Raw genomic sequence first — 13,333 nt, 5'->3', positions numbered from 1 at the left:
GGTCCGCGCGGACCTGGCTCGGCGCGGAGTCCATCGGTGAAGGGGCAAGCGCTGATGTCCTCGTCACGGCCGAAGATCCGCGGAGCAATCCGGCCACGCTCCGCCGGATCCGGCATATCGTGCTGCGTGGGCTGCCGGTAGGCCGGGAGCCAAGCGGCCATGAGGAATAAATTGAAGCTTCAAGTAATTTAGCTTTATAGAGTCGCCGAAGGCCGGCGGCTAACAAATCCACGGAGCGTTGCCATGACCGCAGAAGCCAGCACCCAGGACCTCCTTCCTGCCGAACTCACCATGGGCACCGTGATGCTCAAGGTCGGCGACATGAAGCTCATGACCGGCTACTACCAGCGCGCCCTCGGCCTGGAGACTGTGGCCGAACAGGACGGCGGGCTCTACCTTGGGCGCCAGCAGAAGCCGCTGGTGCATCTGGCGCCTGCCCCGGACCTGCTTCTACCTTCCCGCGGCGAGGCCGGGCTCTTCCACACCGCCCTCCTCTTCGAGGACCAGCACTCCCTGGCGGCCACCATCGCCACCGCGGCCCAGTACGAGCCCCAGTCCTTCACCGGCAGCGCGGACCACCTCGTCAGCGAGGCGTTCTACTTCAACGACCCCGAAGGCAACGGCATCGAGCTGTACTGGGACCGGCCGCGGGCGGCGTGGTCCTGGGAGGGCAAGAACGTCGTCATGGACAGTCTCGCCCTGCCGCCGCAGCGCTACCTGCAGCAATACCTGACCGAGGAGTCCGTGGCCGGCCAGCGCCAGGCCGCCGCCGGCGTCGGGCACGTCCACCTGCAGGTCGGCGACGTCCAGTCGGCGCATGAGTTCTATGTCGGCACGCTCGGCTTCGAGAAGACCGCGGGCTGGCACGGCCAGGCGCTGTTCGTCTCGGCTGGCGGATACCACCACCACATGGCCATGAACGTATGGAACAGCCGCGGCGCGGGCCCCCGGCGCGACACGCTGGGCCTGGGCGAGGTCCTCATCGAAGTGCCCTCCGGCGACGACGTCGCGGCCCTGGCCGACCGGCTCAAGGCTGCCGGCGTCGAATCCCACCACACCGGCGCCGAGCTGCGCTTCGAGGACCCGTGGCGCAATCGGATCCGCGTCGCCGTGCGCTAGAAGTTCTGCCCGGCAAGCTGGCCGCTGGGTATCTCCAGCGCGCACAGGACATGTCCACTCTTCGCCGGCGGGCCTTGGTTGGGTTCCCCGGGCCAGCGAGGGACATGGCCACTGTTCCCAGGCGGGACATCGGAGCATGTCCATTGCCCACAGCCGGGAATAGACATAGACGCCATATGTTCATTGGTTGCTGTCAGGACGGGGCATGCCCAGCGACCTTCGCCGGAGTGGGCAAGGTTCCCCCGGGGCCAGCGAAGGACATGTCCACACTTCGCCAGCAGGACACTGGAACATGTCCATTGCTCGCAGCCGGGAATAGACATAGTTGCCACATGTCCAGTGCTCACGGTCGGGGGAGGGCGTGTCCACGGGCGGGGTCGGGTTCCCCGGGCCAGCGAGGGGCATGTCCATTGCTCGCAGTCTCGAATGGACATAGATGCCATATGTCCAGTGCTCAGGGTTAGGGGAGGGCATGTCCAGCGGGCGGGGCTGGGCCGTGCTGAAGCGGCTAGGCTGAAGCGACGTCGAAAACAGCGGTCTGCGGACCGCCGAACCCTAAGGACCAGCTGCATGGGATTCACCGAACTCTTTGTGTCCACCCACGAAGAAGCCCTCGAGCGCGCCGGCGCACTGGAAGGCGGCAGTCCGGCCGCCCCGGGCGCCGTCCGCATCCCGGAGATCAGCGACTTCGAGGTGGAGCGGCTGGGGGACCTCGCCGGCGTCGCCGTGCACGCCCCGGGCGCGGACTATGAACTGGCCATGGTCGACGTGGCCAGCGACTCGCTGCTCGGCGTCCCGGCGGCAATGGTCCGCACGCTGGCGGAACTGCTCAGCTATGAAACCGAAGGGGAGGGTGACGTCCTGGAGGATGTCGCCGCCAACTGGGCCGCCGAGGAGGACATGCCCTTCGGTCCGGACGAGGCCCGGGACTACGTGCGCCGGATTGCCGAGCTCGCCGCCGGCGTCGACCCCGCCACCAGGTCCGGCCTCTTCGTCTGGACGTCCTGACCGGCCCTCGAGGCCGCTTCCAGGCCGCGCGGTGGTGCGCCAAGCTCGTGTCAAGTCGAAATCCTGCCGGTGATCTGGCACAATGAACAGGTACTCGATCTGCGTGGCCCCTCTCTCCGCGTCTGGATCTTGTCCTTTAGAACCCCCAAGTACGGCCCGCCCCACGGGTGCAGAACGCCGGGCTCGACCCCGTTTCAGAAACAGGAGTGACCACAAAAGTGGCCGTAAAGATTCGCCTTAAGCGCTTCGGTAAGATGCGCGCACCGTACTACCGCATCGTCGTCATGGACTCACGCTCCAAGCGTGATGGCCGTGCTATCGAAGAGATCGGCAAGTACCACCCGACCGAAGAGCCCTCGTACATCGAGGTCGACACGGACCGTGCCCAGTACTGGCTCGGCGTCGGCGCACAGCCGTCCGAGCAGGTTGCCGCGATCCTGAAGATCACCGGTGACTGGCAGAAGTTCAAGGGTCTCCCGGGCCAGGAGGGAACCTTGAAGACCAAGGCTCCCAAGGCTGCCTTCGTTACCCCGGAAAAGGGTTCCGTGATCATCCCGGAAGCCATCACCAAGAAGGCCAAGAAGGACGAAGCTGCCGAGGCTCCCGCCGACGCCGCCGAAGCAGAGACCACCGAGGCTGAGTAAATTGCTGGCAGAAGCGCTCGAACACCTGGTCCGCGGGATTGTTGACAGCCCCGAGGACGTCAAGGTCAGTGCGAAGAACAACCGCCGCGGGGAAACCCTCGAGGTGCGCGTTCATCAGGACGACCTCGGACGGGTGATCGGCCGGCAGGGCCGGACCGCACGCGCATTGCGCACTGTGGTTGCGGCGCTGGCGGACGGCGAGCCGGTCAGGGTCGACGTCGTCGACACCGACCGCCGCCGGTAACGCTTTCAGCACTACTTGTCTTGAGTCCGGCCCCTTCACCAGATAACGGTGGAGGGGCCGGACTGTTTTCCCGTTATTCCGCACCAGAGAATACAGAATCACCAACCCCGAACAGAGGAACAGATGCAGCTCCAGGTGGCACGAATCGGCAAGCCCCACGGCATCCGCGGCGAAGTGACTGTCCAGGTGCTCACCGACGCGCCCGGCGACCGTTTTGTCCCCGGCACCCAGTTCATCGTGGAACCCGGCTCGGCCGGGCCGCTGACGGTGTTCAGCGCCCGCTGGAACAAGGACATCCTGTTGCTGGCCTTTGACGAGATCGAGACCCGCAACGAGGCTGAGGGCCTGCGCGGCGCCAAGCTGTTCATCGAAACCGAAGACATCGGCGCCGAGGACGACGATGAGGGCTGGTACGAGCATGAGCTCGTGGGCCTGGAGGTCCGCGTGGGCGACAATGTGGTCGGCAAGGTCTCGGCGCTGCACACGCTGCCCGTCCAGGACCTGCTGGTGGTCACGACGGATGACGGCAAGGAAGTCCTGATCCCCTTTGTCGAGCAGATTGTGCCCGAGGTTAACGTGGCTGAAAAGTACGTCCTCGTCACCCCGCCGCCCGGACTGTTCGAAGTCAACACGGACGAGGCGCCCGAGGCCCAAAACCCCGAGGCCCAAAACCCCGCAGCCCAGGATCCCAAAGCCCAAGGTGCCGCGGCCCGGAACTCCGAAGAGCAGGGCAACGCGTAGATGAGAATCGACGTCGTCAGTATCTTTCCGGAGTACCTGGCCCCGCTGGAGCTGTCGCTGATCGGCAAGGCCCGCCAGGACGGCCTGCTGGACCTCAAGGTCCATGACCTGCGTGACTACACCACCGACCGGCACCGCACGGTCGATGACACCCCCTACGGCGGCGGCGCCGGCATGGTCATGAAGCCCGAACCCTGGGCTCAGGCCCTCACCGCCGTGGCCGCCGGGCGGTCCGGGGACGCCGGTGCCCCTGACGACGGCGGCACCCCAGAGTCTGCCGGCCCGGACGGTGCCGCCAAGCCTGTCCTGATCGTTCCGTCACCGGCGGGGGAGCGCTTCACCCAGGCCACCGCCCATCAGCTCGCCGAGGAGGACCAGTTGGTGTTCGCCTGCGGCCGGTACGAGGGCATCGATGAACGGGTCCTGGAGTGGGCCGCGGAGCACTTCACGGTGCGCCCGATGAGCCTGGGGGACTACGTCCTCAACGGCGGCGAGGTCGCCGTGCTGGCCATGGTCGAGGCCATCGGCCGGCTGCTGCCCGGCGTCGTCGGCAACCCCGAGTCCCTCGTGGAGGAATCCCACTCGGACGGGCTGCTCGAATACCCCGTCTACACCAAGCCCTCCAGCTGGCGGGACCGGGACGTCCCGGCCGTGCTGCTGAGCGGCAACCACGGCAAGATCGCCCAGTGGCGCCGGCATGAGCAGTACCGGCGCACCGCCGAACGCCGTCCCGACCTCCTCGTGGAGTTCGACGCCGGCAAGCTGCCCCGCGCGGACCGTACGGCCTTCTCCGACCTGGGGTACGACGTCGTCGACGGCCGCCTGCTGCGCCGTCCCGACGCCTAACCGCCGGGATTGGGCTAACCCGCACAAAATGTGGCAAAATTAGTCCTTGTGCCTGCTGGGTTGCGAACCTGCCACAGGGGGAGCGCTACCAACAGCCCGGCACCCCGGCCCCGTCTACTCCTGACAGGGCCGGATTGACAAACTTTCGGCGGAAATTTGCGGGCGGCGCATGCCACCGGCCCTGACCGCCGTAACCCAACGTGAGTGACCTGTGGCGTTCACCAGGAGTGGATCAATGCATATCCTCGATTCCGTAGATGCAGCCTCGCTGCGCACCGATGTTCCCGAGTTCCGCGCGGGTGACACCATCAAGGTTCACGTGAACATCATCGAAGGCAAGAACTCCCGCGTCCAGGTCTTCCAGGGCTTCGTCCTTGGACGCCAGGGCGATGGCGTCCGCGAAACCTTCACCGTCCGCAAGGTCTCCTTCGGTGTCGGCGTAGAGCGTACCTTCCCGGTGCACTCCCCGATCATCGACAAGGTCGAGCTCGTCTCCAAGGGTGACGTGCGCCGCGCCAAGCTTTACTACATGCGTAACCTGCGTGGTAAGGCCGCGAAGATCAAGGAAAAGCGCGACTTCCAGACCGCCAAGTAAGCTTTTTCGTCTTCCACGACAGGCTTCCACCGCGGATCCACGGACCGTATCCGGTGCGTCAGCTAGTGCGGCGCCGGAGCTATCCGCAACAGCGCACATTAGTTCACGACAGCGCCAGGGGATACGGAACATGGAACAGCCAAAACGCCAGCCCAGGAAACCGGGCTGGCGTTTTGCGTTGCTGGCCCTGGTGCTCGCCGTGGCCATCAGCGCCGTGGTCCGCTCCCTGTGGGTGGACATCTTCTTCATCCCGTCCGCCTCCATGGAGCCGCTCCTGCACACGGGGGACCGGATCGTGGTGGCGCGGACCGGCTTCCAAGCTAAGCCCTTGGGCCGGGGCGACGTCGTCGTCTTTGACGGCCGCGGTTCCTTTGCCCCGCTCAACAGTGGCAACGGCCCCGTGGTCGATGCCCTCGCCGAAGCCGGACGCTGGCTTGGCCTGGCGGGCAGCGACACCACGTATGTCAAGCGCGTCATCGGACTGCCAGGCGACCGTGTGGTCTGCTGCGACGCCGGCGGCCGGCTCACAGTCAACGGCCAGCAAGTTGCGGAACCGTATGTGTATCCGGGGGACACCCCGAGCGATGTGAAGTTCGCCGTCCAGGTGCCTGCCGGGCGGCTCTGGCTCATGGGGGACCACCGCTCGATGTCCGCCGATTCCCGGAGCCTCCTGGGCGCCCCTGGCGGGGGCATGGTGCCGCTGGAACGCGTCATTGGCAGGCCGGTACAGATCATCTGGCCGCTTGATAGATTTGCAGCAGTAGCGCGGCCCGAACCGGCTGCGACAACGACGACGACGAACGGACAGTAGATGCCCGAGACCGAACCGCGCACTCCTGATCCGCAGGGCCAGGACCGACCCCGGGTTACCGCCTCGGCGATTCCCGCGGACGAGCCGGCGGATCCACCGGCTGGTGCGCCGGCTCCTGCTCCGGCGTCGGCTCCTGCGTCGCAGGACGACAGCACCGGTGCGCAGCGCGCTGATCGTATCCAGGCTGCCCGTATCGAGACTGCCCGGTCGGAGACTGCCCCGACCGCGGCTGGGCCGACCGCGCCCGCCCCGACCGCGGCTGGGCCGACCGCGCCTGAGCCGACGGGGAGGGAGCGGGCCGACGGCCCCGCCCACGCCGATCCAACATCCCGCCGGGCCAGGAAGGCCAAGGCCCGAGAAGGGCGCAGCCCGCTCTTCCTGTGGCTGAAGGAGGTTGCCACGGTGGTCGTCGTGGCGATCGTGCTGTCCTTCCTGATCAAGACCTTCCTGTTCCGGGCCTTCTACATCCCCTCCGAATCCATGGTCAACACCCTCGATGTGAACGACCGCATCTTCGTGAACCTGCTCGTGCCCGAGCCCATGGCGCTCCAGCGCGGGGACGTGGTGGTGTTCCGGGACAGCCAGGGCTGGCTCGCCCCCGCGGCTCCAAAGGCCAAGGGCCCCTTCACCTGGGTGCAGGACGGGCTGACGTTCGTCGGTTTGCTGCCGGACAACTCGGAACAGCATCTGGTCAAGCGCGTCATCGGGCTCCCGGGTGACCACGTGGTCTGCTGCGACGCCGGCGGACAGCTCACCGTCAATGGCGCGCCGCTGGACGAGAAATACATCAATTCCGCAGAGATTCCCCAGGTCCGCGACTTTGACGTCGTCGTGCCCGCGGGCAAGGTCTGGGTCATGGGCGACAACCGCAACCACTCCGCGGATTCCCGTGCCCATATGGACACCAACGGCGGCTTCGTCAACGAATCCGACATTGAAGGCAAGGCCGCCGTCATCGCCTGGCCGCTGAACAGGATGTCGGCCCTGGACAACTACCCGGACGTCTTCCGCGGCGTCCCCGCCCCGTCCGGAAAGTAAGCCGCCCGTCATGTCAGCAGCCCCCACCCTCGACTACGAACGCCGCTTCCGCAGCTCCGGCGCACGGCTCCTCGCGGGCATCGACGAGGTCGGCCGCGGCGCCCTGGCCGGTCCCGTCAGCGTGGGGATCGCCGTCGTGGACCTGCAGCAACAGAAGCTCCTGGCCGATGTCCGGGACAGCAAGCTGCTCAAGGTCGCGGACCGGGAGCGGCTGGTGCCGCTGGTCCGGGACTGGAGCGTCGCCTCCGCCGTCGGGCATGCGTCCGCGAACGAGATCGACGACCTCGGGATCATCGCGGCGCTCCGTCTTGCCGGGAACCGGGCCTGGTTTGCCGTGCTCGCCGCCGGCATCAGGCCCGAGGTTGTCCTGCTGGACGGCAGCCACAACTGGCTCTCGCCGGATCTGCAGCCGTCCTTGTTTGACGATGCCCCCGCCGAACCCGGCTGCGACGCCCCGGTGCACACACTGGTCAAAGCCGACATGCAGTGCCTCAGCGTCGCCGCGGCCAGCATCATCGCGAAAGTCGAGCGCGATGCGATGATGTGCGAGCTGCATACCCAGTACCCGGCCTACGGCTGGGACGTGAACAAGGGCTACGGCACCGCAGCGCACAAGGAGGCGCTGCGGACCTCCGGTCCCACGCCGTACCACCGGGTCAGCTGGCAGCTGCTCTAGCTGTTCTGGCCGCTCGGGCGCGACGGCCGGTGGCGCGCGGCCGGCGCCGGATGGTGCAAGATGGAACCATGAGTGCCGAGGACCTTGAAAACTATGAGACCGACATGGAGCTACAGCTCTACCGCGAATACCGCGACGTCGTCGGGCTGTTCAGCTATGTGGTCGAGACCGAACGGCGTTTCTACCTTGCCAACCACGTTGACCTGCAGGCCCGCAGCGCCGACGGCGAGGTCTACTTCGACCTGACCCTGCAGGACGCTTGGGTGTGGGATGTCTACCGCTCCGCCCGGTTCGTCAAGAGCGTCCGCGTCATCACGTTCAAGGACGTCAACGTCGAGGAACTGCCCCGCAGCGAGGAACTCGCCCTGCCCAAGGTCGAGGACCTGGGCAACTGACCCTGGCTTCCTAGTTTTCGGGTTTCCTAGCCCCTGAGTGGCGCAGGTTTCCCGTTGCGGTCCAGGGCAACGCCCTGCTGCCGCAGCAGGTCCAGCACACTCTCCGGATACGAACCGCAGCCATCCGGGTTCGCGGATCCCCGCTCGGCGGCGTGGTCGGACGCTGTGTCGCCGATTCCGATGGTTGCGACGGCCGCCTTCCATCCGCCGAGCCCCTCGATCTGCCTGGGGACCCACACGTTGGCCGCACCGTTGACGTAGTCCCACACTTTGGGGTGGACCCCCGGGCCGAGATAGATGCCGCCTCCCGCCGCCCGGGTGACGAGTGTGGGCAGTGGCAGGACCCCCATCAATTGCGCAGCCTGATACTCGGACATGTTCCATGGGGGTTCGTCGAAGTAGTACCAGCTCGCCGCGCAGATGCCGTACAGCTTAGGGCCGAACTGCGCGTAGTTCAGATACAGCTCCATGATCCGTTGCGGGGTCAGGGTGAGGCTGAACTCGGTGGCTAGCCCGGCCTCCAGCCCCTTCCTCAGGGCATTCGCATCAGGCCAAAGGAAGATGTTCTTGACCAGTTGCTGCGGGACCGTGGAACCGCTCGGGTCATCCTCGCCCTGCAGGTAGGCGACGGCCCTGTCCCGGAAATCATCAACGGAGAACGCGCCAACACGCGTTCCCAGCTGTTGGTCCTCGTGGGCGACGGCCGCGGCGATGACATAGCGGCTGATGTGGTTCAGGGACACGTACTGGTAGGCGATCGGGCCGCCGGTCTGCAGCATGTAGGCAGTGCGCGGGGGAGCGAACCAGATGAAGGAGACGGCGGCCAGCTCCGTGATGACCACCATGGCGAGGGCGAACTTGAAGCTCCTGGCGAGCAGACGCCGGACCCGGTGCTTGCGTTTTCCCGCCGGAGCTGCCGGCTCAGGCTCTGGCGCGGGGCCGGGCTCTGACCGCACTGGCGGGGGCCAGCTCCCGGGCTCAGGCCTTGCTGGGGCGGGCCCTGGCGCAAGCCGCGGTGGTGGGGGCCAGGTCTCGGGCTCAGGCGGTGGTGGTGGGGGCCAGCTGGGGCCTGCCTGCCCGCCGGGCGGACCCGGTTCCGTAAGCTGCTGCGTTCCCAGCGGCTGGGCCGCTCGATATTCCATACGCCGATCCTTCGGCCGATCCTCAGGAGAGACTACGGACGCCCCGCGGAATTCGAGGGGGTTGGGAAAAGCCTAGGCGGGCCTTGCAGGCATTGGCTACGTTTCGTTGTCTGACAATCGCATCAACACGTCCTGTCAATGCCGCCACGGAGTTGATCGCCGGAAGTGGCCGCCCGGGATCCGCCTGGATCCCGGGCCGTCGGCAGGCGCTTCGGCGAAGTTTCCCAACGTTGGTAGATGTGCACTCAGGGGGTATCTCCACTGTTGAGAAATTCGGTTACCTGCTGCGCAACCTCGTCGGAGATTCCCGTTTGCCAGCTCGTTTTGAAAAAGGGCTGATCGGCATAGAAGTCAGTATCGTCGTCGACAATGGCATACCGCGTCACTTCCGGATGCCGGTCCAGCCACATCTTCACTTCCTCGCCACGAAAACCTGTGTCCGCTGTCGGAGTAACGTCAAAGGTCTTGTAAACGTGTCGGTCGACTTCTTCACGGCCGCCGGGGATATGCCGCCATGTGGACGTTAGAACAACGGCTGCGTCCGTGTCGAAGATGATCTTGCAGACCTTGGACGCCAGGAAAGGATCGATGCCCATGAAGCCGCGAAAGCTCTGTCTTGTACCAACGCGGTTGACGACACCGTCAATATCGAGGAAAAGTACCTTCATTCCTTGTTCCTCCTGCAGTTCTTTCGTTCTGCCTTGATTATGCGATCAGCAGTGCTGAACGGGCTGCGGATACTTTTCTCATCACGCATGTGCTCTTGCAGCCCGGCGACGTTTTCCACATAGCCGAGGTGAGCTCTGTCGTCGTAATTGGCGGCGCTTCACGCTGGAGGCATGAGAGCTAAGGATGTGCTGGGCCGGCGCGGGGAGGACCTCGCGGCCGACTTCCTGCAGGCCCACGGCATGCGGATCGTGGAGCGGAACTGGCGCTGCCCGGAGGGTGAGATCGACATTGTCGCGCTCGACGGCGACGCGCTGGTCATCGCCGAGGTGAAAACCCGGAAATCCCTGGCCTTCGGGCATCCCTTCGAGGCTGTCGGCGCGGACAAGCTGGCAAGACTCCACCGGCTGGCAGCGGCGTGGTGCCGTGCCCAGGGGCTGTGGATGCCGCTGTGCCGCGTGGACGTGATCGCGGTGGTCGACGACGGCATTGGCGAGCCCGCCGTCGAGCACCTCAAGGGGGTGGGATAGATGGCCCTGGGCCGGACGTATTCCGTCGCCCTCGTGGGCCTCAACGGCTACATTGTGGAGGTCGAAGCCGACATCGGCCAGACCCTGCCGGCGTTCGTGATCCTGGGCCTGCCGGACGCCTCACTAAACGAGGCCAAGGAACGGATCCGGTCGGCGGCGCAGAATTCGGGGATCCCGCTGAGCCGCCGGAAGATCACGGCCAACCTCATCCCGGCATCCCTGCCCAAACGCGGTTCGGGATTCGACCTCGCCATCGCCATGGCCGTGCTGCTGGCGGCGAACGACATCCGGCCCACGGGCCGCACGGTCTTCATCGCCGAGCTCGGCCTGGACGGCCGGCTGCGGCCCGTGCGCGGCATCCTTCCTGCCGTGATGGCCGCGGTCCGGGCCGGCTACCCGGAGATCGTCGTGGCCCGGGCCAACGTGGCGGAGGCCGAGTTGGTCCCCGGCGCGCAGGTCCGGGGCTATGCCACACTGGCCCGGCTCGCGTTTGACTGCGGCGCGGACCCGCAGGACCTCGTCCTCGACTTCGAACCCGATACCGAGGACTCCGGCCACCCCGAACCCGGCAACGGTCCCGCCCTGGCGCCGGACATGTGCGATGTCTCCGGCCAGGCGGCGGCGCGGCGTGCATTGGAAGTAGCCGCTGCCGGTGCCCACCACCTGCTGCTGACCGGACCGCCGGGTGCCGGGAAGACCATGCTCGCCGAGCGGCTGCCCGGGCTGCTGCCGGACCTGGGCGACACCGAGGCCATGGAGGTGACCGCAATCCACTCGCTGTGTTCGCTGCCGTCGGGCTCCGTGCAGCTGCTGCGCCGCCCGCCCTACGAGAACCCGCACCACACCGCGACGGCGGTGGCCATCATCGGTGGCGGGTCCGGGCTGCCGCGGCCCGGGGCGGCGTCCCGTGCCCACCGCGGGGTGCTCTTCCTGGACGAGGCCCCGGAGTACGACCGCGGCGTTCTGGACGCCCTGCGGCAGCCGCTGGAAAGCGGAGAGCTGGTCATCCACCGCTCGGCCGGGTCCGCGGCCTATCCCGCCCGGTTCCAGCTGGTCCTTGCAGCCAACCCCTGTCCCTGCGGCAAGGCAACAGGCAAAGGAGTGGACTGCATCTGCACGCCCATCATGCGCCGCCGGTACCAGGCCCGGATGTCAGGGCCGCTGCTGGACAGGGTCGACATCCAGCTCGAAGTCGAGCGGGTCTCGCTCGCCGGCTTCGGCCAACCTGCGGCCGAGGAAGGAACGGCCAGCATCGCGGAAAGGGTCCGGGCGGCCCGGGCCCGCCAGCTGGACCGGCTGCTGCCATTCGGGATGGAAACCAACGCGCAGGTGCCGGGGCGGCTGCTGCGCGGGTCCTTTCGGCTCGATGCCCCCACCACCCGCATCCTGGACTACGCACTGGAGCGCGGAGTGCTGACCGCCCGCGGCTACGACCGCGTGCTGCGCCTGCCCTGTACAACAGGATTGCAGATGTCAGATGGCACTACTCACGTTCATATTCTTTCAGCCGGAATGAAGTGCAGATAAGCAGGTGCCCGGTCGCGCCCATGCCTGCGCGTTCCCGAGCCGACTCCCAAACTGACAAAGTATTCCGGAAGCCCTCGAAGTCGAGCTACTTAGCCTTGTCGCGGCAACCGCTGACGGCCACGCCGAGCGCCGGGGCTCCGGCCTTCAGCTGATCACTCGCCGCGTTGACCTTCTCCGTGATGGCATGCAGCGCAACGGCGTCATGGTCGGATGCCGCCTCCATGGACTGCACCCACAGCTTCGGCACCACCTCCAGCTGCCCCATCGCATCCCCTGCCAGATCCAGCGCTTTGATGCACTCCGGAGGCGTCACCCCCCGTGCCGGTGGTGGCTCACTGCCGACCGCGGCTCCGCCGACCGCTGCTCCGCCGATCACCATGCCGCCCAGCAGCATCGCCGCCGGAATGATGAAGCGCTTTTTGCTTTGCTTCGGCGGGACGGGTCCGTCAAAGGTCGGTCCGATCGGCCGCTGCGGCGATTGCCAGTCTTCATGCGGTGTAGTCATTGGTGCCCCCATTATCAAAACTGCGCGTAGTGCCATGCGGCAAAAATGCGTGAGCACCAGTTTCACACTGCCTCGGCACTTTTCATATGGGTTATGACCTATTTTCGACCCAGCCCATCTCAGAGCGCATGTCCACAATCTGAGATCTATTCTCAAGGCGGCACAGCTGAGAAATTCGAGTTCGGCGCGGGTTACAGAGCGTCGAGCTTGATGGTGGTGGACAGGGCGCGGGCGTCATCTCCGATCACACCATGCCTCCAGGCCAGAAAGTAGAAATCCCACCAGCTGCTGAACCCCGTGCCGTATGGGCATATTCAAGGGGCGTCTCGCCTCAGCCATCGAGGGATGAGGCACTGGCGGCGTCTCGAGCACCTCCGGACGATGCCTGAGCATCGCTATCTCCATCTCCCGCCATCGACGACGTCTCGGGCCAGGCCAAGGCACGAGTGCCTCCTGCTAACGGGGCCGCCGGGCGCCGGGAAGACCATGCTCGCCGAGCGGCTGCCCGGTCTGCTGCCGGACCTGGGCGACACCGAGGCCATGGAGGTGACCGCCATCCACTCCCTGTGCTCGCTGCCTTCGGGCTCCGTGCGGCTGCTGCGCCGGCCGCCCTACGAGAACCCGCACCACACCGCGACCGCGGTGGCCATCATCGGCGGCGGGCCCCGGCTGCCGCGGCCCGGGGCAGCGTCCCGTGCCCACCGCGGGGTACTCTTCCTGACGAGGCGTCAAAAACTATTGCGTACCCCACGGACGGGTCAACGCTCGCGATACCCAATCATGAAATGTAAAGGGCCGGACACTTCGCCCCAATCAACAATCCCTGACCTACTATGAGCTATGGAG

16 protein-coding genes and 1 pseudogene are annotated in these 13,333 nt (G+C 66.4%); 14 read left to right on the top strand and 3 right to left on the bottom strand.

Annotation, left to right across the window (positions count from 1 at the left end):
* The first annotated feature begins 243 nt into the window (after positions 1 to 243).
* From AC1D1W_RS17145 to AC1D1W_RS17095, 11 genes are all read left to right on the top strand, one after another.
* Positions 244 to 1,119: a VOC family protein gene (locus AC1D1W_RS17145; protein ID WP_476944316.1), complete on the top strand. Its 876-nt coding sequence runs from the start codon at positions 244 to 246 to the stop codon at positions 1,117 to 1,119.
* A gap of 570 nt (positions 1,120 to 1,689) precedes the next feature.
* Positions 1,690 to 2,127, top strand: coding sequence for a hypothetical protein (locus AC1D1W_RS17140; protein WP_243177168.1), 438 nt, complete (start codon positions 1,690 to 1,692; stop codon positions 2,125 to 2,127).
* A gap of 218 nt (positions 2,128 to 2,345) precedes the next feature.
* A complete protein-coding gene (gene rpsP, locus AC1D1W_RS17135; protein ID WP_026266438.1) occupies positions 2,346 to 2,771 on the top strand; it encodes a 30S ribosomal protein S16 in 426 nt (141 codons plus the stop codon).
* A gap of 1 nt (position 2,772) precedes the next feature.
* Positions 2,773 to 3,015 carry an RNA-binding protein gene (locus tag AC1D1W_RS17130; protein WP_018773450.1) on the top strand — a complete coding sequence of 81 codons (243 nt, stop codon included), beginning with the start codon at positions 2,773 to 2,775 and terminating at the stop codon, positions 3,013 to 3,015.
* Between the two features lie 123 nt (positions 3,016 to 3,138).
* The gene (gene rimM, locus AC1D1W_RS17125) at positions 3,139 to 3,756 is read left to right on the top strand and encodes a ribosome maturation factor RimM (RefSeq protein ID WP_243177169.1); all 618 of its coding nucleotides are present in this window, start codon (positions 3,139 to 3,141) and stop codon (positions 3,754 to 3,756) included.
* Positions 3,757 to 4,602, top strand: a complete 846-nt coding sequence (gene trmD / locus AC1D1W_RS17120) for a tRNA (guanosine(37)-N1)-methyltransferase TrmD (RefSeq protein WP_243177170.1) — start codon at positions 3,757 to 3,759, stop codon at positions 4,600 to 4,602. It begins immediately after the preceding gene.
* Between the two features lie 235 nt (positions 4,603 to 4,837).
* Positions 4,838 to 5,197, top strand: coding sequence for a 50S ribosomal protein L19 (gene rplS / locus AC1D1W_RS17115; protein ID WP_018773447.1), 360 nt, complete (start codon positions 4,838 to 4,840; stop codon positions 5,195 to 5,197).
* A gap of 130 nt (positions 5,198 to 5,327) precedes the next feature.
* On the top strand, positions 5,328 to 6,008 hold the full coding sequence (gene lepB, locus AC1D1W_RS17110) for a signal peptidase I (protein WP_028276855.1): 681 nt from the start codon (positions 5,328 to 5,330) through the stop codon (positions 6,006 to 6,008).
* Entirely contained in the window at positions 6,009 to 7,046 is a 1,038-nt protein-coding gene (gene lepB / locus AC1D1W_RS17105; RefSeq protein ID WP_243177171.1) for a signal peptidase I, read from the top strand. It abuts the gene before it with no gap.
* A 10-nt stretch (positions 7,047 to 7,056) separates the two neighbouring features.
* Positions 7,057 to 7,722 carry a ribonuclease HII gene (locus AC1D1W_RS17100; protein WP_476944315.1) on the top strand — a complete coding sequence of 222 codons (666 nt, stop codon included), beginning with the start codon at positions 7,057 to 7,059 and terminating at the stop codon, positions 7,720 to 7,722.
* Between the two features lie 68 nt (positions 7,723 to 7,790).
* A complete protein-coding gene (locus AC1D1W_RS17095; protein WP_018773443.1) occupies positions 7,791 to 8,117 on the top strand; it encodes a DUF2469 domain-containing protein in 327 nt (108 codons plus the stop codon).
* A 26-nt stretch (positions 8,118 to 8,143) separates the two neighbouring features.
* On the opposite strand, the gene AC1D1W_RS17090 is transcribed toward AC1D1W_RS17095, so the two are convergent.
* Together AC1D1W_RS17090 and AC1D1W_RS17085 are read right to left on the bottom strand one after the other, a co-directional pair.
* Positions 8,144 to 9,073 (bottom strand): transglycosylase domain-containing protein, encoded by a 930-nt coding sequence (locus tag AC1D1W_RS17090; protein ID WP_476944314.1) that lies wholly within the window; start codon positions 9,071 to 9,073, stop codon positions 8,144 to 8,146.
* A 431-nt stretch (positions 9,074 to 9,504) separates the two neighbouring features.
* The gene (locus AC1D1W_RS17085) at positions 9,505 to 9,927 is read right to left on the bottom strand and encodes an HAD domain-containing protein (protein WP_243177174.1); all 423 of its coding nucleotides are present in this window, start codon (positions 9,925 to 9,927) and stop codon (positions 9,505 to 9,507) included.
* Positions 9,928 to 10,098: 171 nt separating this feature from the next.
* On the opposite strand from AC1D1W_RS17085, the gene AC1D1W_RS17080 reads away from it, so the two are divergent.
* On the top strand, positions 10,099 to 10,455 hold the full coding sequence (locus AC1D1W_RS17080; RefSeq protein ID WP_028275215.1) for a YraN family protein: 357 nt from the start codon (positions 10,099 to 10,101) through the stop codon (positions 10,453 to 10,455).
* Positions 10,456 to 11,982, top strand: a complete 1,527-nt coding sequence (locus AC1D1W_RS17075) for a YifB family Mg chelatase-like AAA ATPase (protein WP_476944313.1) — start codon at positions 10,456 to 10,458, stop codon at positions 11,980 to 11,982. It abuts the gene before it with no gap.
* An 85-nt stretch (positions 11,983 to 12,067) separates the two neighbouring features.
* Here AC1D1W_RS17075 and AC1D1W_RS17070 read toward each other — a convergent pair whose 3' ends face one another.
* On the bottom strand, positions 12,068 to 12,487 hold the full coding sequence (locus AC1D1W_RS17070; protein ID WP_476944312.1) for a hypothetical protein: 420 nt from the start codon (positions 12,485 to 12,487) through the stop codon (positions 12,068 to 12,070).
* Positions 12,488 to 12,937: 450 nt separating this feature from the next.
* On the opposite strand from AC1D1W_RS17070, the pseudogene AC1D1W_RS17065 reads away from it, so the two are divergent.
* Positions 12,938 to 13,207: pseudogene (locus AC1D1W_RS17065) on the top strand (ATP-binding protein); the annotation flags it as partial.
* Positions 13,208 to 13,333: the final 126 nt, after the last annotated feature.

Source organism: Arthrobacter sp. P1_B4, assembly GCF_056406555.1.
Note: the sequence above shows the minus strand (reverse complement) of the source record. Positions and strands in the feature narration are given on the sequence as shown.

Coding starts and splice junctions, on each gene's coding strand:
- AC1D1W_RS17145 (WP_476944316.1), top strand. CDS start 244: ATGACCGCAGAAGCCAGCACCCAGGACCTCCTTCCTGCCGAACTCACC.
- AC1D1W_RS17140 (WP_243177168.1), top strand. CDS start 1,690: ATGGGATTCACCGAACTCTTTGTGTCCACCCACGAAGAAGCCCTCGAG.
- rimM (WP_243177169.1), top strand. CDS start 3,139: ATGCAGCTCCAGGTGGCACGAATCGGCAAGCCCCACGGCATCCGCGGC.
- trmD (WP_243177170.1), top strand. CDS start 3,757: ATGAGAATCGACGTCGTCAGTATCTTTCCGGAGTACCTGGCCCCGCTG.
- rplS (WP_018773447.1), top strand. CDS start 4,838: ATGCATATCCTCGATTCCGTAGATGCAGCCTCGCTGCGCACCGATGTT.
- lepB (WP_028276855.1), top strand. CDS start 5,328: ATGGAACAGCCAAAACGCCAGCCCAGGAAACCGGGCTGGCGTTTTGCG.
- lepB (WP_243177171.1), top strand. CDS start 6,009: ATGCCCGAGACCGAACCGCGCACTCCTGATCCGCAGGGCCAGGACCGA.
- AC1D1W_RS17100 (WP_476944315.1), top strand. CDS start 7,057: ATGTCAGCAGCCCCCACCCTCGACTACGAACGCCGCTTCCGCAGCTCC.
- AC1D1W_RS17095 (WP_018773443.1), top strand. CDS start 7,791: ATGAGTGCCGAGGACCTTGAAAACTATGAGACCGACATGGAGCTACAG.
- AC1D1W_RS17085 (WP_243177174.1), bottom strand. CDS start 9,927: ATGAAGGTACTTTTCCTCGATATTGACGGTGTCGTCAACCGCGTTGGT.
- AC1D1W_RS17080 (WP_028275215.1), top strand. CDS start 10,099: ATGAGAGCTAAGGATGTGCTGGGCCGGCGCGGGGAGGACCTCGCGGCC.
- AC1D1W_RS17075 (WP_476944313.1), top strand. CDS start 10,456: ATGGCCCTGGGCCGGACGTATTCCGTCGCCCTCGTGGGCCTCAACGGC.
- AC1D1W_RS17070 (WP_476944312.1), bottom strand. CDS start 12,487: ATGACTACACCGCATGAAGACTGGCAATCGCCGCAGCGGCCGATCGGA.